Raw genomic sequence first — 22,779 nt, forward strand, 5'->3', positions numbered from 1 at the left:
CGCTAGCAATATGCAGTTAGTTATTGGTTCTACTATTGAAATTTGCCTTGTTGGGCACTATCTAATAACTATTCGCAGGTGATTTTTTAGGGCGACCCTGAGCCTGATGACTGTAAGACGACCTCATTACAAAAAAGACGAAAGTCTCTAAAGCCAAAGGAATGTTTATATGTCTAATCCGCTATTAACCTTCACGGACTTACCTCCGTTTTCACAGATCAAACCTGAGCACGTTAAGCCAGCGGTTGAGCAAGTGATTGAAGAGTGTCGCAACAAGATAGAACAAGTACTTGAAGGTAATACTTCACCAAGCTGGGACAACCTCGTTGCTCCAATTGATGAAGTGGATGATCGTTTAGGCCGTATTTGGTCACCTGTAAGCCATATGAATTCTGTGATGAACAGCGACGAACTGCGTGACGCTTATGAGAGCTGCCTGCCTGTACTTTCTGAGTACGGCACGTGGGTCGGCCAACACAAAGGTTTGTTCGAAGCGTATAAAGCGATCAAGGCGAGCGAAGCATTCTCGGTATTAAACCAAGCTCAACAAAAAACCATCACTGACGCACTGCGTGATTTTGAATTATCAGGCATTGGCTTACCCGCAGACGAACAGCATCGCTACGGTGAGATCAGCAAGCGCCAGTCTGAGCTAGGTTCTCAATTCTCAAATAACGTGCTTGATGCAACCATGGGTTGGAGCAAGCAGATCACAGACGTAGCTGAACTGGCCGGTATGCCTGAATCAGCACTGGCGGCAGCACAAGCCGCGGCAGAAGCTAAAGAGCAGGAAGGTTACCTACTGACTCTTGATATCCCATCATACCTACCGGTGATGACGTACTGTGATAACCAAGAACTACGTAAAGAGCTTTACGAAGCTTACGTAACGCGCGCTTCAGATCGCGGTCCAAATGCTGGCAAGTGGGACAACACTGAGATCATCACAGAGCAACTTAAGCTGCGTCACGAGATCGCACGCATGCTTGGCTTTAGCACTTACAGCGAAAAATCTTTGTCGACTAAGATGGCAGAAACGCCAGACCAAGTACTTGGTTTCCTTAACGACCTAGCAGTAAAAGCCAAACCGCAAGGTGAGCGCGAAGTAGAAGAGCTACGTCAGTTTGCTGAGAAAGAGTTTGGTGTTTCTGAGCTAAACCTGTGGGACATCGCTTACTACAGCGAGAAACAAAAACAGAACTTGTTCGAGATCTCTGATGAAGAGCTTCGTCCATACTTCCCTGAGTCCAACGCAGTGTCTGGTTTGTTCGAAGTACTAAACCGTGTGTTTGGTATGTCGGTAACAGAGCGTGAAGGCGTGGATACATGGCATGATTCAGTGCGCTTCTTCGACATCTTTGATGCGACAGGAACATTGCGCGGTAGCTTCTACCTAGATCTATACGCACGTGAACACAAACGTGGCGGCGCTTGGATGGATGACTGTCGCGGTCGTCGCATTACTCAATCTGGCGAGTTACAAACGCCAGTGGCTTACCTAACGTGTAACTTCAACAAGCCAGTCGGTGATAAGCCTGCGTTATTTACTCACGATGAAGTGGTTACCTTATTCCACGAATTCGGCCACGGTATTCACCATATGTTAACGCAAGTTGATGCGGGTGCTGTGTCAGGTATCAATGGTGTGCCTTGGGACGCGGTTGAGTTGCCAAGTCAGTTCCTAGAGAACTGGTGTTGGGAAGAGGAGGCGCTGTCGTTCATCTCTGGTCACTTCGAAACCGGTGAAGCGTTACCGAAAGAGATGCTAGAGAAGATGCTAGCGGCGAAGAACTTCCAGTCAGCGATGTTTATCCTGCGTCAGCTAGAGCTTGGCCTGTTCGATTTCACGCTACACACTGAATACGATCCAGAAGTCGGTGCTCGCGTACTAGAAACGCTAGCGGATGTTAAGTCTAAGGTATCGGTACTGCCAAGTCTTGATTGGAACCGTTTCTCGCACAGTTTTGGTCACATCTTTGCTGGTGGCTACAGTGCAGGCTATTACAGCTACCTGTGGGCAGAAGTATTGTCTGCAGATGCGTTCTCTGCATTTGAAGAAGAAGGTATCTTCAATACTGAAACCGGTAATCGCTTCCTGAACAACATCCTTGAGATGGGTGGCAGTGAAGAGCCAATGGAGCTGTTCAAACGCTTCCGTGGTCGTGAGCCACAAATCGACGCGATGCTGCGTCATGCGGGTATTCAAGCTTAGGTTTGTGATTACCTTATTGCTAGCTGCAAAGCTTATATTAGGTAACAGAGCTTAGATTCGAGACGACATAAGCTAGATAGATTAAAGGCTGAACATTGCGTTCAGCCTTTTCTTTTTGGGTCACCTAAACATAATCTAATGCGTGTATAGATTATGGATTCACGTTGCGATTGATTGGGTTTTGCAGCGAGATAAGAGTCTCAGTCGATTGAACCTCGTCGATCGCCTGCAATTTATCAATCAGCACGAACTGCAATTCTTCTATCGATTTACACATCAGCTTTACAAAAATATTGTAAGCACCGGTGGTGTAGTACGCCTCGACCACTTCATCTAAAGCATTTAGCTTCGCAATGGCCGAGTGATAGTCGCGGGCTGCGTTAAGGTTAATACCAATAAAGCAGCACACGTCGTAGCCTAGCTTTTTGGTGTTTACCACAACTTCTGTTCGTTCAATAATGTCGGCCGATCTCATCTTTTCGATGCGAACGTGAATTGTCGCAGGGCTGACATCGAACTGCTTTGCCATTTCAGCATAAGGAGTACGTGCATCTTCCATCAAAGTTTTGAGAATGGCACGGTCTAGATCATCTAGACGAGCTGTAGTTGTGGACATGCATAATCCTTAGATTGAATGAAAAACATACCGGCTTGAGTACACATCATAGCCAAGGGTGATAATATTAGCAGTAACTATAGGGTTAGGGTGAATTCAGTGCGATTTTCGTTATTTTTTATTGTGATGTGTTGGAGTGTTTTTGCTTCAGCTCAGGCAAAAGATGTGTTGGTTATTCACTCTTATCATCAAGGCTTTTTTTGGACGGATGATTTCCATAAAGGGCTGGCTGAAGAACTCGATCGAGATGGGTTGTCTTACCGGGTTGTTTATCTCGATACCAAGCGAACTCAAAACGCTGAATACTTAGAGCGAATCTATCAGCTATACCGAACCAAGCTGTCGCATGAAGAGTTTGCTGCTGTAGTCGTCAGTGATAATAACGCCCTCAATCTGATGAAACGCTTAGCGCCCGAACTCAATGGCACGCCCGTTATTTTTGGTGGCATTAACAATTTTTCTCCGCAAATGGTTGAAGGCTTGCATACAACCGGTATCACTGAAGATATTGATATAGCAAGCAATATCGAGTTGATTAAGCGACTGCAATCGACGGTTAAAAAAGTATATGTGGTTACTGATCACTCGGTAACGGGTGAAGCTATTCGCGCCCAAGTGGATTTTTTCCTACAAAATCGTCCTGATTTTTCTGGGCTGGTGGAGCAATATACGCCTGATTCTTATCAAGAACTGATGACGTTCGTGCAACGCGCTGATCTAACCAAAAGCTTGTTGTTCTGGGCCTACTACCGCGACATCAATGGTCGTGTCAGTAGCAAAGAAGACTGGCGTCAGCTCAATAAAAAAACTCAGATGCCATTGTATATCGTGCATGATTTAGGACTTGGGTTTGGTGCGATTGGTGGCGTGATCCACAGTGGAGAAACGCAAGGACGAGACACTGGGCGAGTGCTACTGAATGTGCTCGCTAATCCGGATAAACCGCTGCCCCAAGTGGTTGCTGGCGCGCCAGAAATCAAACTTGATTACCAACAAATATCACGATGGGATTTGGGCGCAGAGAATGAAGCGGCGGTGACTTTTCTCAACAAGCCTAAATCATTTTTAGTGCGCTACCGAGATGAAATTCGCACCATAGGTTTGCTGTTTTTGGTTATGTCGTGTGTGATTGCGACCTTGGTGTATTACCTCAATCGCCTTAAGAAAAGTGAGCGTACCAGCCGACAAAGCCAACTGTTATTGGAGTCGATATTCGACCAAAGCCTGCAGTTCATGGGGATCATTGATAAGGGCGGTGTATTGCTGTCGAGTAACAGCAAGTTACATGAGCTGCTTTATAACCAAGGCTATAAATTGGGAACACCTCTTCAAAGCCACCAACACTGGGAAGACTCAGCAAGGCAGGAACTGAAAGAATACTTTATCTCGAGCGATGAACATCAGATTTTGCGATTTGAAGCTGAGGTGTGGTGTCGTGATCGTGGTGCGATGGTGTTGGATATCTCTTTAAAGCCTATGCCGGGTAGTGAAGAGGATGATGTTCAGTTCTTATTTGAAGCTCGTGATGTTACTTCGGGTAAGCTCGCGGAGAATAAGTTGTTCCAGCGTGAAGCGAATCTCAAGCTGTATTACGACAAACAACCCGTGATGATGATTACGCTCGATGGCAATAATCGCATTCAACAAGTGAACCAGTTTGCTGAGCAGTTACTAGGTTACCCGCTAGACCAGCTATTAGGTCATCGTCCTAGAGAGTTCTATGTCGATGAAAACTCAATGATCCCGCGTCATATTTTATTGCAACCACAGCATAAGATTCGTGGCGTATGGCGTCGTGATATTGAATATCGCCATGCTAATGGCAGCACCATCTGGATTCGTGAAAATATTCGCCCGCTGGTTGAGTCTGATCAGCTGTTGATTGTTGGAGAAGACATTACCGAAACTCGTGAGCTGTCGGAAAAGCTAGAATATCAAGCTCGTTATGACTTGCTGACGGACACGTTTAACCGTAACCACTTTGAACAAGAGCTGCAAAAGGCGCTCAAAGAGGTTGAGAGCCACATGCGAACTCACGCTATGTTGTTCTTGGATTTAGACCAACTCAAGGTCTTGAACGATACGGCGGGGCATGAAGCGGGTGATGCCGCAATCATGTTTAGTGCCAAGCTGCTGGAAGAGGTACTGCCATACAATGCCGTGTTAGCGCGAATGGGTGGTGACGAATTTGCAGTATTAATGAAAGACTGTACTGAGCGAGATGCGGTGAATGTGTGTCGCAGTATTATCTCGACGATGAGCGAGAACCCATTCTTGTGGGGTGATATTCGCCTTAATCTTACCAGCTCTATTGGTATCCGATTGATTGACCATACTGCGGCCTCACCACAGATGGTACATGCTCAGGCTGATGCTGCTTGCCATGCTGCTAAAGAGGAAGGGCGTAACCGTTACAACCTTTACCATCAAGATGATGAAGACCTGCGTCGTCGTCACCTAGAGATGGAATGCGTCAATCTAGTGCATGAGGCTTTAGCTAATGATCGCTTAGAGTTGTTTGCTCAGCGCATTCTTGGCCTAGATAAAAACAGCGAGAAAATGCACTTCGAAATCTTGGTTCGCATCAAGAATATCCACGGTGAATACATCTCCCCAGGGATCTTCATGCCAGCCTCAGAGCGCTATAACATAGCGCACTTGATTGACCGCCGAGTCGTGAGTCAAACCTTGAGTTGGTTGGAGCAACGCCCCGATATTATCGATGACTTGGGGATGTGTTCAATCAACCTTTCTGGCCACTCGATGGGTAATCGTGAGTTTGTAGAGTTCTTGATTGAAAGCTTGGCTAACTCGTCAGTGCCTTGCCATAAGATTTGTCTAGAGATCACCGAAACGGCTGCGATGAGTAACATGAAGCAGGCGATCAAGTTCTTTACTCGAATCAAAGAGCTTGGTTGTATGATTGCACTGGATGACTTTGGCTCTGGATTATCGTCGTTTGGTTACTTAAAGAAACTGCCGGTCGACATCGTGAAGATCGATGGCTTGTTTGTGCGTGATATTGCTGTCAACGAGATGGACCATGTGATGGTTCGCTCGATCAATGATTTAGCTAAGCAGATGGGTAAACACACGGTGGCTGAGTTTGTTGAAAATACCCAGATAATCGACAAGCTGATCGAACTTGGTGTGAACTACGCACAGGGTTACATCATAGGCCGACCTAAACCACTTGCTGAGCTCGTTGAAGAGTTACAAAAAGAGCGAACGTTAGAGTTCTTGGATTAATTGAACCAAGCTGCACGATGAGTATTCTTTAGCACTAGCAGTGCTAATCGTTTGTAGTGCTAATAGCTTTCAGATCTACTAATAGTTTGCACCGCTAATATGTATTGTTGAGGCAATCAGGTAAACTGGTTGCCTCTTTTGTTTTGAATACTACTGTCTGTTGGAGACGACCTTGCAACTACAACTGATTTGCGAAGATGCTACCCAAATCGATCATTTAAATGACTTAGCGACCCGTTGGAATTTATCTCATGATGAAAACAGCGATTTCGCTTTGGTATTGACTAGCGAGCGACTTGAGTTACGTAAAGTCGATGAACCGAAGCTTGGCGCTATCTTTGTTGATTTAGTCGGAGGGGCAGTTGGTCACAGACGCAAGTTCGGTGGTGGTAAAGGTCAGGCGATTGCTAAAGCGGCAGGTTTAAACAAAGGTGCAACACCAACTATCCTCGATGGCACCGCTGGTTTAGGACGTGATGCGTTTGTACTGGCTTCGTTGGGCTGTAAAGTACAGATGGTCGAGCGTCACCCTGTTGTGGCAGCACTGCTTGATGATGGCTTGCAGCGAGCTCAACAAGACCCTGACATTGGTGGTTGGGTAACTGAACGTATGAAGTTGATTCACGCTTCAAGTCACGATGCGCTAGATAAACTCAGCAACGATCCAAATTTCGAACAGCCTGATGTGGTGTACCTAGACCCAATGTACCCACATCCTGAGAATAAGAAGAAATCGGCGTTGGTTAAGAAAGAGATGCGTGTATTCCAATCATTGGTGGGTGCCGATATGGATGCTGATGCTTTATTGCAACCAGCCCTTAAACTCGCATCTAAGCGAGTTGTGGTCAAAAGGCCGGATTACGCAGCATGGTTAGATGAGCAAAAGCCGAGCATGGCGATCGAAACCAAAAAGAACCGTTTTGATGTCTATGTGAAAGCATCAATGACCTAGTTAAGACATCAATAACTTAGAGACACGCTAAGAAAGTTTCCCGTCATAAATACGATAAATCACTATTTAACACTTGCGATAGTCGCGTTACGGATGTATATCTAACTAAGAATCATTATTATTCTTAGCTGGAGTTGTAGCATGGCTAAACGCTTTTGTAAGTTAAACCGTCGAGATATCACCGAACACTTGGGAGAAATCCACAGCTTGGTCACTGAACCAAAGTTCGTGTGCCGCTCTTGTGCGCGCTCATCGTCGGATCAAGCGAATCTATGCAAACCAACAGCCATCCCACCGATTGATTGTCAGAATAAACCCGCTGAAGAAAAAGTCGCGTGTGGTCTACTTGCTGAAACATTGCCAACTCCAGAAGTTTCTCTTATCGAGGTAATGGACAGCGTTGAGCCAACGGTACAAATCTTTGATCCTGCTATCGTAGAAAAAGCGGATAAAGTCGCGTTGAAAAAAGCCAAGCTGAAAAAACTGATGGGGAAGGCGAGCGGCGATGAGAAAGCTGAACTCAAACAAGCGAAGAAAGCGGCGAAGAAACAAGAGAAGTACAACAAAAAGCTCGCGAAGATGATTAAGAAGCAGCAAAAGCTGTTTAAGAAAAGCCAAAAACTGGAAAGTGACCTGGAACGCATCAACCTACAACTTGATGACGTTGCCTTCACTGAAAGTAAGACTCAGGTGGTGAGCCACAATCACATCCACTGAAGTTAATTCGAAGAGCTTATTGCTACACAGATGATTTAAAAAGAGCGACCTACGGTCGCTCTTTTGCTTTCTGGGTATTATTTTAAATAAGAATCTTGCTAGTCAAACAAAGCTTATTAGTTAATAAAGATTGTTAGCTCAACGCGCTAGGCATTACTAGCATCTCTCGCTACGCGCTTCTTCACCCACGTCTCATTGACGAACAAAGAGAACAAGATAACGGCACCACCAATAGACAATCGAACCAAATCGACATCTCTGTTCCAAATCAGGATGTTCACCACAAGGCCAGCTGGAACTAAGACATTGTTCATCACAGCCAGTGCGCCAGCATTGACCATGCACGCGCCTTTATTCCACATAAAGTAACCCAGCCCCGAAGCAATCAAGCCAAGGTAGATAAGGATTCCCCATTGAAGAGTGGTGGTTGGCAGCTTCTCTGGATTGCCCAGTAGCATGAAAGCAACGGAAGCGACGCATAACGCCCCCAAGTAGAAGTAACCAAATACGGTTCGCTGAGGTAATTCAGTCGATTCCTTCTCCATCACCACCTTGTAACTCACCTGACCGATAGCAAAGCACAGGTTCGCGCCTTGCACGACGAGGAAGCCAACTAAAAAGTTCTCATTGATGCCCGCAAATTTAATGAATACCGCGCCCAATACCGCAATTGCCGCAGTCACTAAGTACCACGGAGAGAATTGCCCTTTGAGGAAATCATAAATAAGCGTGACGTAAATTGGGGTAAAAACGGTAAACAAAAGGACTTCAGGAACGGATAGCAGCAAGAAAGACTGATAGTAGAAGCAGTACATTAAGCCAAGCTGGATGCCACCAATGGCCATCAATTTAGCGATCAGCTTACGCGAGACGCCACGGAACTTAAGGAAAGGAAGAAACACGATACCGGCAAGGGCAACACGCATCAGTACAGAGAACCAAGCATCAACCTGACCAGCAAGGTAAACGCCGATCAGGCTAAAGGAGAAGGCCCATAGGAGGGTAACACCAGCTAAATAGCTCATAGTAAAACTTCGTTAATAAGATATGAGCTGTATGTTACCTAACCTTAATTCATTAGTCTTCTGAATCTCTTAGAGGCACGACCAGCATATCAACCGGAGAGGCGTTGATCAGTTGTCGTGTTGAAGAAAGTAGCTTGCTCCAGAAATCTTGATGGTGACCACAAACCACCAAATCAACATTGAACTCGTTGATGGTGTCACACAGCTCATGACTCAAATCGCCACTGCCTACTAAGGTATGGGTGATTGGGTATTGAGCATGCTCAGCAAAATTTTGCAGCTGAACTCGAGATGCTTCCATCGCGTTATGTTGGGTTTCTGCCATGTTGATATCAATCAGGCCGGTATACAGCTCTGCGTAGTTAATATCGATATGGATAAAAGAGACTTTGGCTTCCAATGGCTTAGCCAATGCTACCGCTTTATCCACAATTAATTTGCTGTCTTCTGATAAATCGACCGCGACCAAAATATGTTTGTAACTCATATCGCTACCTCCTTTATTCATTGTCTGATTTAAGATTGCACTATGCGATGGCTTTTTTTGCTGAAGTGATCTCATATCCACTGTCTTGCGTAATGACCGCTCGAAATATTGGTTAACTAATGGCCTGCGAGATATTCATTAAATAGTGATATAGTAGAGAAAATTGAGGATGTAATTAGGAGTCTTAAATGCTGTCAAAAACTATGGTTGAGCAACTGAATGATCAAATTAACCTAGAATTTTTCTCATCCAATCTATACTTACAAATGAGTGCTTGGTGTGAAGACAAAGGATTTGAAGGTGCAGCAGAGTTTCTGCGTGTTCATGCAGTAGAAGAAATGGAACATATGCAGCGTCTTTTCACTTACGTAAGTGAAACAGGTGCAATGCCAATTCTAGGTGCGATTGAAGCGCCGAAACATGAATTTGATAGCCTTGGTGCTGTGTTCCGTGAAACTTACGAACATGAGCAGATGATTACTCAAAAGATCAACAAACTGGCTCACGTTGCTTTCAGCACACAAGATTACTCAACCTTTAACTTCCTGCAATGGTACGTTGCAGAGCAACACGAAGAAGAGAAGTTGTTTAAAGGTGTATTGGATAAGCTAGAGCTTGTTGGTGAAGACGGTAAAGCACTGTTCTTTATTGATAAAGACCTAGCGCAATTGGCAAAAGATGGTTCATCTTCAATTATGGAAGCTCCTGCCGTTTAGGTAGTACGGGAAAGACACTGATTATCTTTTTCTTTTGAGTTTTCTTATGAAGATGTAGGGAGGAAAGGATGATCAGCGGCGACACTATTCTATTTGCACTAATGGTTGTGACTTGCGTGAACTGGGCGCGATATTTTACTGCGCTAAGAACACTCATTTATATAATGCGAGAAGCACATCCTCTACTTTATCAACAAGTAGACGGAGGTGGATTCTTCACAACTCATGGCAATATGACCAAGCAGGTTCGCTTGTTTAGTTACATCAAAAGCAAAGAGTATCACCATCACCACGACGAAGTGTTTATGTCGAAGTGTGATCGCGTAAGACAGTTGTTTATACTTTCTTCCGCTCTGCTGGGTGTAACGTTGCTTTCTTCTTTCATCGTCTAAGTTATTTAGTACGTGTGAAGTAGAGTTTAGGTTTTGGTGTAAAGCTTCGGTTGTTGGTTCGCTAAGCCAAGTAGTGGTTTGCTGCTGTCTGCAAATTGTACAATTGAACATCAATTGCAAAGTTTAAAATTGCCGCTAGAATAGCGAGCAATTAGTAAGGATGTGCTGTTTATGCACATCCTTTTTTATTGGTGGCATTTCGAGAACAGGGCGTACTCGAGGTGCAAAAGTGAAGAAAGCAGAACCCCAATGAGTGAAAAGTTTGATGTAATCGTAATTGGTGCGGGCGCCGCGGGTTTAATGTGTGCTGCGGAAGCGGGTAAACGTGGCCGACGAGTGCTGGTGGTTGATCATGCAAAGAAACCAGGCAGAAAAATTTTAATCTCAGGTGGCGGCCGTTGTAACTTCACTAACTATGATGTTTCAGCCAACAACTTCCTGTGTAACAACCCTCACTTCGTGAAGTCAGCCTTATCTCAATACACCAACTGGGATTTTATCTCGATGGTGAGCAAGTACGGTATTGAGTTCGAAGAGCGAGACCACGGCCAATTGTTTTGTGTGAATGACCACACTGCAAAAGACATCGTGAGCATGTTGTTTGAAGAGTGTAAGCAGGCGAAAGTTGAACAGCGCTACCGTTGTGATGTTCACTCAATCGAAAAAACAGACGCTGGCTTTAAGATGCACCTCAATACCGACGAAGTTGAGTGTGACTCACTTGTCGTGGCGACGGGCGGTTTATCGATGCCGAAACTAGGCGCGACGCCATTTGGCTATAAGATTGCCGAGCAGTTTGGTTTGTCTGTGATGCCGACTACAGCGGGTTTGGTACCATTTACTCTGCATAAAGAAGACAAAGAAGCCTTTGCTGAGCTTTCAGGAATCGCGATTCCTGCCGAGATCACCGCGCAAGATGGTACCTTATTCAAAGAAGCGTTGCTGTTTACTCACCGCGGCTTATCTGGCCCTTCGGTATTGCAAATTTCTTCGTTCTGGAAAGCGGGTCAATCGGTTTCGATTAATCTAGTACCAGAAGTGGACGTTACTGAACTACTTGAAAACTCTCGTGAGAAACACCCAAATCAGAGCCTGAAAAACACCTTAGCGAAAGCATTACCAAAGCGTTTTGTAGAAGTACTGATTGACCGCAAAGAGCTGGAAGACAAGCCGCTCAAGCAGTTCAATGAAAAACAGCTGAATGACATTGTAGAGCATCTAGAGAACTGGAAAATAGCGCCAAACGGCACCGAAGGTTACCGTACTGCGGAAGTAACTCTAGGCGGCGTTGACACCAACCACCTCTCTTCAAAAACCATGGAATGTAAGAGCGTGTCTGGCCTTTACTTCATCGGTGAAGTCATGGACGTAACAGGTTGGTTAGGTGGCTACAACTTCCAATGGTGTTGGAGCTCTGGCTTTGCAGCAGGCCAGTGGGTTTAAGCTTTTTGCTTACCGATTAGGTTTCAATTTATACAAAAGTGGCGAGTCATAGGACTCGCCATTTTTGTATCTATAAGCGGTAATCTAGCTCTAGATTCGAACTTATCGATAGATTTTCGTGCTCAATCGAGTCTTTTAGCTCATTTACTCAGTCACGCAGGTTTGTTTTTTGAAAACTTGACCTGTTGAATCACCAAGCCGGCAATGATCAGTACCAAGCCAAACAGGGTCGCTGGGTGAATCTCTTCGCCGATAATAGTGGAAAGTAGCATCAACGAGATAAACGGTGACGCAAAAATCAGATTGCTGATACGCGCTGTGTTGTTGGTCAGCTTCAGTGCTGATAGCCATAAGACAAAGGTAATGCCCATCTCAAACAGGCCTACGTAAGTCACAGCCATCCAACCTTTTGCTGTGATTTGACTAAAGCTCTCGCCTTCGTAAAGGGTTAAACCGATCGCGAAAGGTAATGCCACTAAGAAACCAAGCAATACGCCAATCACAGGGTCAGCCTTGTTTTTGGTGTTTAGAATCCAGTATCCCGCCCAAAGCAAGGTTGAAAGTAGCGCCAGAGCCACACCGAGTGGACTATCGAACTGCATTCCTAGCACATCGCCTTTGGTGGCAATGACCACCACACCCGCATAACTGAAGGTACAAGCAATCCAATCTTGCTTACGAATCTTTTGTCCGAGAAAAACCGCCGCCATCAAGGTTAGCGTGATTGCCCAGCTGTAGTTAATGGCCTGCGCTTGAGATGCAGGCAATAGGTCGTATGCTTTGAATAGAATCAGGTAGTAGGCCAGTGGATTGACCAAGCCGAGCAGTAGGTAATACCAAGGGTTTGAAAGGAACGTAGTACTCAGCTGAGAAAGCTTGCCTTGAAAGGCGCAGATGGCGATGAGTGCCATCGATGACACTATGCTGGCAATGGTCAGCATTTGAATCGGTGAAAACTCAGCAAGGGTCAGCTTAAAAGCAGTAGCAACTGTTGACCACAGTAATACCGCGGAAAGGCCAAAGCCCAAGGCACGACGTTCGTTCATAGCAACTCATTCTAATTTGATGGGACAGAATACGGAGCGCCTAGTCTATCTGTCGAAATTTAATACGGCAAACTGGACATTTATCCAGTATCAAAATACCATTTAATGAGTTACTTCCAATTAGGCTAAATCATTATCATGCAATGGATTATCGAACATCAAGCACCGCTTATTGCTGCTATTTCTGGCGCGCTCGTCAGCGGCGGTGTGGTGGGTTGGTGGATCAAACAGAAGTTCTCTTTTCAACAGCGACTTCTTGAACAGCAGCTAGAGTCCGACCGTTTGCTGCATGAGTCTCAACAATCCCAGCTCAAATCCTCGCTCGCAGAGGCGCAACAAGAGCTCAATGAGTTGGATGATGACCGAGACAAAGCGGCATTCGAGCTCAAGCAAGCGCATGGCAAGGTGATGGCCGCGATGGAAAAGCTGCGCTACTTTGAGGCGGTCAAGCAAGAGCGCCAACAGTATGCCGATGATATCAATGTTCTTAAGGAGCATAAGTCTGAGTTAGAGGCTGATCTTCGCGAGCAAGAAGCAAGACATGATCAAGAAAACCTCGCCAACAGTGAAAAGCTGCAACTGCTAGAACAAGCAGAATCTCGACTTAAGCAGCAGTTTGAACTGTTAGCGAATCAACTGTTTGAGAGCAAAACCGCTAAGGTCGATCAACAAAACAAGCAAAGCTTAGAGGGTTTGTTGTCGCCGCTGAAAGAGCAACTAGAAGGCTTCAAGAAACAAGTGAACGACAGCTTTAGCCAAGAAGCCAAAGAGCGTCACACCTTAGTACATGAGCTTAAAAACCTGCAACGTCTTAATGAGAGCATGACACGTGAAGCGGTTAATCTGACCCAAGCACTAAAGGGCGATAACAAACAGCAGGGCAACTGGGGCGAAGTAGTACTGGCACGGGTGCTGGCAGAATCAGGGCTGCGCGAAGGCCATGAATATCAAACTCAAGTGAACTTGCAAAACGATGCGGGCAAGCGTTACCAGCCGGATGTGATTGTGCATCTGCCACAAGACAAGCAAGTGGTGGTGGATTCAAAAATGGCTTTGGTGGCGTTTGAGCGTTACTTCAATGCTGAAACTGATCAACAACGTGATGCTGCATTACGTGATCACTTGGCTTCATTGCGTGCGCACATTAAAGGCTTGAGCCAGAAGGATTATCATCAACTCAAAGGCATACAGAGCCTTGATTATGTGTTGATGTTTATTCCGGTAGAACCTGCGTTTCAGGTGGCGATTCAAGCCGACCCTAGCTTAGTTAAAGATGCGATGGAGCAAAACATTATCTTGGTTAGCCCAACCACCTTGCTGGTGGCACTGCGTACCATTGATAACTTGTGGCGCAACGATAGACAGAATCAGAACGCGCAAGTTATCGCGGAACGTGCGAGCAAGCTTTACGACAAATTACGCCTGTTCGTTGATGATATGGAAGGTCTCGGCAGTTCATTAGATAGAGCCAACCAAAGCTACCAAGGAGCGATGAATAAGCTAGTGACTGGGCGTGGCAATGTGATCCGTCAGGCGGAAAGCTTCAAGCAATTGGGTGTTGAGGTGAAGAAACCGATTTCGGTAGGCTTGGCTGAAATGGCGCAAAATGAGGCTTTTTCAGAAAATGTCTCTTTAGTAGAAAGACAACCTACTGAGGATAAAGTAAACTAATCGGCCGCAGCGCCTCTAAATAGAGAGTGTACTGTCGATGAGAACTTACCATGGTAGATAACAGCATTATGGACACAAGCGTGCAGACAAATTCAGCAGTAGAGTCAGAAACCACACACTTTGGTTTCGAAACAGTCGCAAAAGACGAAAAAGTCGCGAAAGTAGCAGAGGTATTTCACTCTGTAGCCGCTAAATACGACATCATGAATGACTTAATGTCGGGTGGTGTTCACCGCTTGTGGAAGCGATTCACGATTGATTGCAGTGGCGTTCGCCCTGGTCAACGTATCCTAGATCTTGGTGGTGGTACTGGCGACCTGACTGCGAAATTCTCGCGTATCGTGGGTGAAAAAGGCCATGTGGTTCTTGCTGATATCAACAACTCAATGCTGAATGTTGGCCGCGATAAACTGCGTGATAGCGGTATTGTTGGCAACGTACATTACGTTCAAGCCAATGCTGAAGAGCTGCCTTTCCCAGATAACTACTTCGATTGCATTACCATCAGCTTCTGTCTGCGTAATGTTACCGACAAAGACCAAGCGCTGCGTTCAATGTACCGTGTGCTGAAGCCGGGCGGTCGTCTGTTGGTTCTTGAGTTTTCTAAGCCAGTACTTGAACCTCTATCAAAGGTTTACGATGCCTACTCTTTCCACCTGTTGCCAAAAATGGGTGAGCTGATTGCCAACGACGCAGACAGCTATCGTTACCTTGCAGAATCAATCCGCATGCACCCTAACCAAGAAACCTTGGAAGGCATGATGCAAGAAGCGGGTTTTGAAAATACAAAATACTTCAACCTAACGGGCGGCATTGTTGCGCTGCACCGTGGTTACAAGTTCTAGTCGAACTTGGTAGCAGGCTCGTAGGGCGTGCTAAAAAATAAGAATAAAGACAGAACGGATAGGTTAACGCTTATCCGTTTTCAAAGGTAAGGACAGTCATGCCATTTGATCCATTGGTCACCGCGGTTATTGAAACCTCTTTAAATACTTTCGTGAACGATGATCCAGCCTTGGTTCGTCGTTTGTCTCGTTTAAAGGGGCAGATCATTCAAGTTAATTTGAAAGAGCTGAATAAAACTCTCACTTTCGTTTTTAGCCAACAAATCGATGTGTTGTCTGAATATGAAGGGCAGCCTGATTGCTACCTATCTTTGAACCTATCGGTACTGCCTGAACTGCGTGAGCAATCGAACATCACCAAGCTGATCAAGCAAGATAAGCTGATCTTAGAGGGTGACATTCAACTCGCACAAAAATTTGCTCAGCTGATGACAGACTGCAAGCCGGACTTAGAAGAGTGGCTATCGCGCGTAACGGGCGATGTGGTTGCGCATACCTTGGTACAAGGCGTTAAAAACGTCGGTGGTTTTGTGGCGAAGCAAGCAACTAAGCATCAAAACCATGTTGCTCAGGTTCTGACAGAAGAGTGGAAGATTGCACCGGCTCCGTTAGAAGTGGTGCATTTTTGCGATCAGGTTGATGACGTAAAAAGCTCGGTAGCTCGCCTTGAAGCTAAGTTGAACGCTCTGTTGGAGAAAATATGACCCCAACAGAACTGAAACGTCTTTATCATATTATCAAGGTACAGTTAGAGTACGGCCTTGATGAATTGATGCCTGAGCACCATTTGACTAAAGCTCCTTTACTGGCGCGAAAGTCACTGTTTTGGCTTAAGAACAAGCATCAAGATAAAGAGTTGGGTCATCGCTTACGCCTTGCGCTGCAAGAACTTGGGCCAGTGTGGATCAAGTTTGGTCAAATGATGTCGACACGTCGTGATCTGTTCCCTCCTCATATCGCTGATCAATTGGCTTTATTGCAAGACCAAGTCGCTCCATTTGATGGTGCATTGGCCAAGCAAGATATGGAAAAGGCACTGGGTGGCAGTTTAGATAACTGGTTTACCGACTTTGACATCGAGCCACTGGCCTCGGCTTCTATCGCTCAGGTGCATACGGCAAAGCTTAAAGAGAGCGGCCGCGAGATTGTTCTGAAGGTAATTCGCCCTGATATTCGCCCGGTGATTGATGCAGATCTAAAACTGATGCACCGAATGGCGCGTATAGTCGCTAAGTCGCTTCCTGAAGCACGTCGTTTGAAACCGGTTGAGGTCGTTCACGAGTACGAAAAAACGTTAATTGATGAACTGGACCTGCGCCGAGAGGCAGCCAATGCCATTCAGCTGCGACGTAATTTTGAAGGCAGCGAAGAGCTGTATGTCCCAGAGGTTATCCCTGATTTAAGCAGTGAAACCCTGATGGTGTCAGAGCGAATCTATGGTATTCAGGTTTCCGATATTGAAACTCTAAACGCCAACGGCACCAACATGAAATTGTTGGCAGAACGTGGCGTGACGGTATTCTTCACTCAAGTATTCCGAGACAGCTTTTTCCATGCCGACATGCACCCGGGTAACGTATTCGTTAATCCAGAAAATCCGGATAACCCTCAGTGGATTGGTTTGGATTGTGGCATTGTTGGTACGCTCAACAGCGAAGATAAGCGTTATTTAGCAGAGAACCTGCTGGCCTTCTTCAATCGAGATTACCGTAAGGTCGCAGAGCTGCACGTGGATTCAGGTTGGGTACCACACGACACCAACGTTAACGATTTCGAGTTCGCGATTCGCATGGTGTGTGAGCCAATTTTTGCAAAACCACTTGGCGAGATCTCATTTGGCCATGTGTTGCTAAACTTATTTAATACAGCAAGACGTTTCAACATGGAGGTTCAACCTCAGTTGGTGCTTCTTCAGAAGACCTTGTTGTATGTCGAAGGCCTAGGCCGTCAGCTGTATCCGCAACTTGATTTGTGGGCAACGGCGAAGCCTTTCCTTGAAACCTGGATGATGAATCAGGTGGGGCCGCAAGCTGTGATTAACGCAGTAAAAGAGCGTGCGCCATTCTGGGCAGAGAAACTGCCAGAGCTGCCAGAGCTACTTTATGACAGCTTGCGCCAAGGTAAAGCCATGAACCACAGAATGGATCAGCTTTATCAAGGTTACCGAGATAGTAAGCGTCAGCAAGCAACAGGAAAGTTTTTGTTTGGCGTTGGAGCTACTTTAGTCGTATGCTCCGCAATATTAGTTTCAAGCCCTTATGAGCAGCTATCTATGGGCTGTGGCATCGCAGGTGTCACATTTTGGCTGCTAAGTTGGCGAGCTTACCGTCGTTAGACAGTAGACTCCCTTAATATTTTTTATGTGTAGACAGACCCGAGGACAATGACAATGGGTGGTATCAGTATTTGGCAACTTCTAATCATTGCTGTGATTGTAATTTTACTTTTCGGAACGAAGAAACTGCGCGGCATGGGCGGTGACTTAGGTTCAGCGGTGAAAGGCTTCAAAAAAGCAATGAGCGATGAAGATAAGCCTGCAGATAAGAAAGACGCAGACTTTGAACCAAAGAACATTGAACAGCAGAAGAAAGAAGCTAGCGCTGAAACGACTGCTGAAACAAAGAAAGACAAAGAGCAGGCGTAAATCGTGTTTGATATCGGTTTTTGGGAACTGGTATTAATATCTGTCGTTGGGTTAGTCGTTTTAGGACCTGAGCGTTTGCCTGTGGCGATTCGCAGTATTTCCAAGTTTGTTGGACAAGCGAAAAGCATGGCAAACAGTGTGAAAGATGAACTTTCTCACGAGCTTAAGGTGCAAGAGCTGCAAGAAAACCTACGCAAGGCGGAAAAAATGGGTATGGAAGATTTATCTCCAGACCTAAAAGCATCAGTTGATGAACTTAAGCAGGCCGCTGCTCAAGTTCAACGCCCGTATGCTAAGCCTGAGTCTGATAAGCCGAGTGAGACTGAACCTAGTGTCACGGAAACTGTGGAATCTGAAACCATTCAGGTCAACAGTGAAGCTTCAGCACCGTCAGATAAGAAAGCCGAATAGTCTCGCAAGGAGGAGTCGCCAGATACTTATGTAGTTATTTAAGTAGACAGCTATTTAAGTAAATAACTATTCAAGTGGATACCAATTCAACTGGATAGATACACGCGGCTCCTTTTCGATCTTCCTGTTTAAGAGGTTTGACATGTCTTCGACTGAGCAGACACAGCCTTTAATTAGCCATCTTCTAGAACTGCGTAATCGCCTATTGCGCGCGATTGTTGCTGTTCTGGTGGTGTTTGTTGGGCTAATTTATTTCGCTAATGATATTTATGAGTTCGTCTCTGCACCTTTGGTAGATCGCTTACCTGAAGGCGCGACGATGATCGCAACTGATGTAGCGTCACCATTTTTCACACCCTTAAAACTGACCTTGATCGCGTCTATATTCCTCGCGGTTCCGTTTATTTTGTATCAGGTGTGGGCTTTTGTCGCTCCGGGCTTATACAAGCATGAGAAGCGCTTGATCATGCCGTTATTGGCTTCAAGCTCATTGCTGTTTTACTGTGGTGTGGCGTTCGCTTACTTCATTGTATTCCCGTTGGTATTTGGCTTTTTTACCGCCATATCATTAGGGGGAGTAGAGTTCGCAACCGACATATCGAGTTACCTTGATTTTGTGCTCGCGCTGTTCTTTGCCTTTGGTATCGCTTTTGAAGTGCCAGTCGCCATTATCTTGCTATGTTGGACGGGTGCAACGACACCTAAAGAACTGGCAGAGAAGCGTCCTTACATTGTTGTAGGTGCGTTTATTGTCGGCATGATGCTAACGCCGCCTGATATGATTTCGCAGACACTGTTGGCGATTCCAATGTGTATTCTGTTTGAGATTGGTCTGTTCTTCGCGCGTTTCTATGTGCGTAAACCAGATGCGGATGAAGAGGAAGAAGCGGAGTCTTAATTCGCAGATGCTTAATTCGCATATGCCATGTTTGCAGATGCTATGTTCGCAGATGCTATGTTCGCAGATGCTATAAAAGCAGTAGTCATTACGGATGAGCATGGTCGTTAGAGTTCTTCAGTAACAATCACATAATAAAAAAGCGGCCCTAGGCCGCTTTTTTATTATGTCTGTTTATCGAATCTTTAACTGATAACCACAGTTCTGACATATATAGAGCTCTTTGATGCCCCAAATTTTATGCCATAGAGTTCGATGTTGACGTTGTAAGTGTTGTGAATGATCACACATAATCAACTACCTCCATATGCAGGCGGTTGATAGTATACATATCACATTGTTTTCTCAAATAAATTGAGGATAAATCCGTAATAATTACTTATTAATAGATTCATCATAGATTAAACAATGATCTAGCATTGATGGTGGTTATATTTTCGACTTCTTCAAGGGTAATTCCGCGTAATTCAGCGATGCGTTTTGCCACCAGTTCGGTGTACGCGGGCTCGTTACGTTTACCGCGATTCGGTGTTGGTGCTAAGTATGGGCAATCTGTCTCTAGGATGACGTAATTCATATCAAGATGTGGAATCACCTTATCCATCCCCGAGTTCTTAAAGGTCGATACGCCGCCTAAACCTAAATGAAAGCCTAGCTCGTTGATCGCTTGAGCTTCCTCTAAGCTACTGCCAAAACAGTGGAATACGCCGCGTAAGCTGCCATCTTGCTCTTTACGAAGTAGAGCAAGTGTCTCTTCAATAGAATCACGAGTGTGGATCACCACAGGTAGATCGAGCTCTTTTGCCCACTGCAGTTGAGTCACAAAGGCCATCTCTTGTTCGGCTTTAAAGGTTTTATCCCAGTACAAGTCGATACCAATCTCACCCACCGCGATAAAGTCATGTTTATCAAACCAAGCTCGAATGGTTTTGAGGGTTTGCTCGATATTCGCATCCACATAACAAGGGTGTAAGCCCATCATTGAACGACACACCTCAGGAAACTGAGCTTCCGTCGCGAGCATTGGCTCGATAGATTCTAAATCGATGTTCGGCAGCAGAATGGTATCAATACCTTGAGCAAGCGCGCGTTGCACGACTTGTTCGCGGTCTTCATCGAATTCGCTCGCGTAAATATGGGCATGGGTGTCGATCATTGTTGTGTCCTGAAAGCGGTCTTTTCTGAGTTGTCATGAGTATACGGCAGTGTGAGGAGAAGGTCATTTTTTGCCATTTATCCCTGTTTTTGAGTGGGTTTTATATTTTACTGTTAGCGTCCTGAGCCATCAGTGATATGCTTTTGCCTGTATTTAGCACTTTCATATCTGAGCATTTTGGTGCTTAGACTAGGCAAGGAGAATCTAGTGTCTGTTTCAATTCAAGGTCAATTCCCAGGTCGTCGTATGCGCCGTATGCGTAAGCACGACTTTAGCCGTCGCCTAATGGCAGAAAATCAATTGTCTGTGGATGACCTCATTTACCCAATGTTTATTCTTATGGGTAAAGAGCGTCGTGAACCTGTCGAGTCAATGCCAGGTGTTGAACGCCTGTCTATCGATCTTATGCTTGAGGAAGCGGATTACCTGTCAAAATTGGGTGTTCCTGCGATTGCTCTGTTTCCGGTAGTGAACCAAGATGCGAAAAGTTTATGCGCGGCTGAAGCTCATAACTCAGAAGGTTTGGTACAACGAGCAGTACGCTTACTCAAAGAGCACGTGCCAAATATGGGTGTGATTACTGACGTAGCACTGGATCCGTTCACTACTCATGGTCAAGACGGCATCATCGATGAAGATGGTTACGTGATGAATGACGAGACGACTGAAGTCTTAATCAAGCAGGCACTATCACACGCTGAAGCGGGTGCTGATGTGGTTGCACCGTCAGACATGATGGATGGCCGTATTGGTAAAATCCGTGAAGCGTTAGAAGAAGCTGGCTACATTCATACTCAAATCATGGCGTACTCTGCAAAATATGCATCGTGCTACTACGGCCCATTCCGTGATGCAGTTGGCAGTGCTTCGAACCTGAAAGGTGGTAACAAGAAGAACTACCAGATGGATCCAGCCAACAGCGATGAAGCAATTCATGAAGTCGCGATGGATCTTAATGAAGGTGCGGACATGGTGATGGTGAAACCAGGCATGCCTTACCTTGATATTGTTCGTCGTGTTAAGCACGAACTGCAAGCGCCTACGTTTGCTTACCAAGTATCTGGTGAATACGCGATGCACAAAGCGGCGATTCAAAACGGCTGGCTGAAAGAGCGCGAAACCGTCATGGAATCACTGTTGTGCTTTAAGCGTGCTGGCGCTGATGGCGTCCTGACGTATTTCGCTAAAGATGTCGCAGAGTGGCTTGCTGAAGATAACGCACAAGCTGCTGAGCACTTGCAAGGCAGGTAAGTACGATCAAGCAAACCATATGATCACCAAAGGGTTGGCCGTTGTGCCAGCCCTTTTGTTTTATGAGGATGAAACAAGATGTCTGTCATTGTGCGTGAAGGATCATTAGAAGAGGTTGTTTCTGTTGTTGAACAGATTACCGAGTTCGCCAAAAAAGAGAGTGTAGCGTCTTTATCGGAGCGATTAGCGGGTAAAACAAGCCTGCTCCTCGTTGCTGAAGAGGCGGGTGTGTTACTGGGTTTTAAGATCGGTTATGAATTGGATGAAAACACGTTTTACAGCTGGTTTGGGGGCGTGTTACCGATCGCAAGGAATAAAGGTGTTGCACAGGCGCAATTAGATACTCAAGAACAGTGGGTGAAGCAACAGGGCTACCAACAGCTGAAAGTGAAATCTCGTAACCTGTTTCCCGCGATGCTGCGTCTGTTATTGAAAAACGGTTACCTAATCGAAAAATTAGAAGAAAAAGAAGACATTAATGCCCATAGAATTCATTTTCTGAAGCAAATTTGAGCACTGTGGCTAACGGTTTATAAATTAAATGAGATTTATTATCATTTAAGTGTTGACTATTAAATGAGAATCATTATTATTAACTTCGTCTTAGGGAATGAGGAAATGTTCACAAGGATGTTAAGTACTCAAGTATTTACTTGGTTACCCAACAGAATTCTCGCGAACTTGTACTAAGTTCTTTTTGACACGACATTGCTCACATTGCTTCCAGTGTAATTTATAGCTTTTAGGTAAAGCTGTGGTATTCAATTTGAATGGCTTTACCGGTTTTTGCTAGGCGACATCTTCGGGTGTCGCTTTTTTTATACCTCCATTTCAACAAGATGCATATTTAGTGGCACGTTTTTTTATGAATAAAACGCCATCAGCATTCTTTTCCACAATGCAAGATCGAGAAAAGATCGTTGATCATATGTTCGATCTGTAATTTTATCCTTTATTTTCAATGGTTTATTTACGTTTTTTTGGTGGTTTACCTTAGTTCTCAACAGGGTGGGTAAATAATATAAACAGAGTTATCCACAGAACGCTT

At 45.3% G+C, this 22,779-nt stretch carries 21 protein-coding genes; 16 read left to right on the forward strand and 5 right to left on the reverse strand.

All coding sequences use genetic code 11. The features are described 5' to 3' along the window. The first annotated feature begins 169 nt into the window (after nucleotides 1-169). A complete protein-coding gene (gene prlC, locus NX845_RS12430; RefSeq protein WP_108092100.1) occupies nucleotides 170-2,212 on the forward strand; it encodes an oligopeptidase A in 2,043 nt (680 codons plus the stop codon). A 151-nt stretch (nucleotides 2,213-2,363) separates the two neighbouring features. Here prlC and asnC read toward each other — a convergent pair whose 3' ends face one another. Further along, nucleotides 2,364-2,828 carry a transcriptional regulator AsnC gene (gene asnC, locus NX845_RS12435; RefSeq protein WP_004735550.1) on the reverse strand — a complete coding sequence of 155 codons (465 nt, stop codon included), beginning with the start codon at nucleotides 2,826-2,828 and terminating at the stop codon, nucleotides 2,364-2,366. Nucleotides 2,829-2,954: 126 nt separating this feature from the next. Between asnC and NX845_RS12440 the strand changes: the two genes are divergently transcribed. The 3 genes from NX845_RS12440 (at nucleotide 2,955) to NX845_RS12450 (ending at nucleotide 7,746) form a co-directional block, all read left to right on the forward strand. Further along, the gene (locus NX845_RS12440; RefSeq protein WP_108189692.1) at nucleotides 2,955-6,077 is read left to right on the forward strand and encodes an EAL domain-containing protein; all 3,123 of its coding nucleotides are present in this window, start codon (nucleotides 2,955-2,957) and stop codon (nucleotides 6,075-6,077) included. Nucleotides 6,078-6,249: 172 nt separating this feature from the next. After that, the gene (locus NX845_RS12445) at nucleotides 6,250-7,029 is read left to right on the forward strand and encodes a class I SAM-dependent methyltransferase (protein ID WP_004735552.1); all 780 of its coding nucleotides are present in this window, start codon (nucleotides 6,250-6,252) and stop codon (nucleotides 7,027-7,029) included. 141 nt (nucleotides 7,030-7,170) lie between these two features. Continuing rightward, nucleotides 7,171-7,746, forward strand: coding sequence for a hypothetical protein (locus NX845_RS12450; protein ID WP_102332583.1), 576 nt, complete (start codon nucleotides 7,171-7,173; stop codon nucleotides 7,744-7,746). A gap of 146 nt (nucleotides 7,747-7,892) precedes the next feature. On the opposite strand, the gene NX845_RS12455 is transcribed toward NX845_RS12450, so the two are convergent. After that, on the reverse strand, nucleotides 7,893-8,771 hold the full coding sequence (locus NX845_RS12455) for a carboxylate/amino acid/amine transporter (protein ID WP_004735554.1): 879 nt from the start codon (nucleotides 8,769-8,771) through the stop codon (nucleotides 7,893-7,895). 52 nt (nucleotides 8,772-8,823) lie between these two features. Beyond that, nucleotides 8,824-9,258, reverse strand: coding sequence for a universal stress protein UspA (uspA, locus tag NX845_RS12460; protein WP_004735555.1), 435 nt, complete (start codon nucleotides 9,256-9,258; stop codon nucleotides 8,824-8,826). A gap of 188 nt (nucleotides 9,259-9,446) precedes the next feature. Between uspA and ftnA the strand changes: the two genes are divergently transcribed. The 3 genes from ftnA (at nucleotide 9,447) to NX845_RS12475 (ending at nucleotide 11,809) form a co-directional block, all read left to right on the forward strand. Further along, nucleotides 9,447-9,974 carry a non-heme ferritin gene (ftnA, locus tag NX845_RS12465; protein WP_004735556.1) on the forward strand — a complete coding sequence of 176 codons (528 nt, stop codon included), beginning with the start codon at nucleotides 9,447-9,449 and terminating at the stop codon, nucleotides 9,972-9,974. 68 nt (nucleotides 9,975-10,042) lie between these two features. Continuing rightward, the gene (gene uspB / locus NX845_RS12470) at nucleotides 10,043-10,366 is read left to right on the forward strand and encodes a universal stress protein UspB (protein ID WP_004735557.1); all 324 of its coding nucleotides are present in this window, start codon (nucleotides 10,043-10,045) and stop codon (nucleotides 10,364-10,366) included. Between the two features lie 249 nt (nucleotides 10,367-10,615). Then, a complete protein-coding gene (locus NX845_RS12475; RefSeq protein ID WP_260256859.1) occupies nucleotides 10,616-11,809 on the forward strand; it encodes an NAD(P)/FAD-dependent oxidoreductase in 1,194 nt (397 codons plus the stop codon). 152 nt (nucleotides 11,810-11,961) lie between these two features. On the opposite strand, the gene NX845_RS12480 is transcribed toward NX845_RS12475, so the two are convergent. Further along, a complete protein-coding gene (locus NX845_RS12480) occupies nucleotides 11,962-12,855 on the reverse strand; it encodes a DMT family transporter (RefSeq protein WP_004735560.1) in 894 nt (297 codons plus the stop codon). A 138-nt stretch (nucleotides 12,856-12,993) separates the two neighbouring features. Here NX845_RS12480 and rmuC point away from each other — a divergent pair, with 138 nt between their 5' ends. The 7 genes from rmuC to tatC all read left to right on the forward strand — a co-directional run bounded on the left by rmuC (nucleotide 12,994) and on the right by tatC (nucleotide 19,324). Further along, nucleotides 12,994-14,526 carry a DNA recombination protein RmuC gene (gene rmuC, locus NX845_RS12485; RefSeq protein WP_065682016.1) on the forward strand — a complete coding sequence of 511 codons (1,533 nt, stop codon included), beginning with the start codon at nucleotides 12,994-12,996 and terminating at the stop codon, nucleotides 14,524-14,526. Nucleotides 14,527-14,591: 65 nt separating this feature from the next. After that, nucleotides 14,592-15,371 (forward strand): bifunctional demethylmenaquinone methyltransferase/2-methoxy-6-polyprenyl-1,4-benzoquinol methylase UbiE, encoded by a 780-nt coding sequence (ubiE, locus tag NX845_RS12490; protein WP_026012235.1) that lies wholly within the window; start codon nucleotides 14,592-14,594, stop codon nucleotides 15,369-15,371. 98 nt (nucleotides 15,372-15,469) lie between these two features. Further along, nucleotides 15,470-16,075 (forward strand): SCP2 domain-containing protein, encoded by a 606-nt coding sequence (locus NX845_RS12495; protein WP_019350537.1) that lies wholly within the window; start codon nucleotides 15,470-15,472, stop codon nucleotides 16,073-16,075. Beyond that, entirely contained in the window at nucleotides 16,072-17,706 is a 1,635-nt protein-coding gene (gene ubiB, locus NX845_RS12500) for a ubiquinone biosynthesis regulatory protein kinase UbiB (RefSeq protein ID WP_017079346.1), read from the forward strand. The genes NX845_RS12495 and ubiB overlap by 4 nt, the downstream gene beginning before the upstream one ends. 54 nt (nucleotides 17,707-17,760) lie before the next feature. Beyond that, a complete protein-coding gene (gene tatA, locus NX845_RS12505; protein WP_004735565.1) occupies nucleotides 17,761-18,015 on the forward strand; it encodes a Sec-independent protein translocase subunit TatA in 255 nt (84 codons plus the stop codon). A gap of 3 nt (nucleotides 18,016-18,018) precedes the next feature. Then, nucleotides 18,019-18,426, forward strand: coding sequence for a Sec-independent protein translocase protein TatB (tatB, locus tag NX845_RS12510; protein ID WP_004735566.1), 408 nt, complete (start codon nucleotides 18,019-18,021; stop codon nucleotides 18,424-18,426). A 142-nt stretch (nucleotides 18,427-18,568) separates the two neighbouring features. Continuing rightward, nucleotides 18,569-19,324: a twin-arginine translocase subunit TatC gene (tatC, locus tag NX845_RS12515; RefSeq protein WP_004735567.1), complete on the forward strand. Its 756-nt coding sequence runs from the start codon at nucleotides 18,569-18,571 to the stop codon at nucleotides 19,322-19,324. 394 nt (nucleotides 19,325-19,718) lie between these two features. Here the strand turns inward: tatC and NX845_RS12520 are convergent, their stop codons facing one another. After that, on the reverse strand, nucleotides 19,719-20,480 hold the full coding sequence (locus tag NX845_RS12520) for a TatD family hydrolase (RefSeq protein ID WP_065682017.1): 762 nt from the start codon (nucleotides 20,478-20,480) through the stop codon (nucleotides 19,719-19,721). 207 nt (nucleotides 20,481-20,687) lie between these two features. Between NX845_RS12520 and hemB the strand changes: the two genes are divergently transcribed. Next, entirely contained in the window at nucleotides 20,688-21,731 is a 1,044-nt protein-coding gene (gene hemB / locus NX845_RS12525) for a porphobilinogen synthase (RefSeq protein WP_017081703.1), read from the forward strand. A 78-nt stretch (nucleotides 21,732-21,809) separates the two neighbouring features. Next, on the forward strand, nucleotides 21,810-22,244 hold the full coding sequence (locus NX845_RS12530) for a GNAT family N-acetyltransferase (protein WP_065682018.1): 435 nt from the start codon (nucleotides 21,810-21,812) through the stop codon (nucleotides 22,242-22,244). The last annotated feature ends 535 nt before the right edge of the window (nucleotides 22,245-22,779 follow it).

This window comes from Vibrio sp. NC2, assembly GCF_025195005.1.
Taxonomy (GTDB): Bacteria; Pseudomonadota; Gammaproteobacteria; order Enterobacterales; family Vibrionaceae; genus Vibrio; species Vibrio splendidus.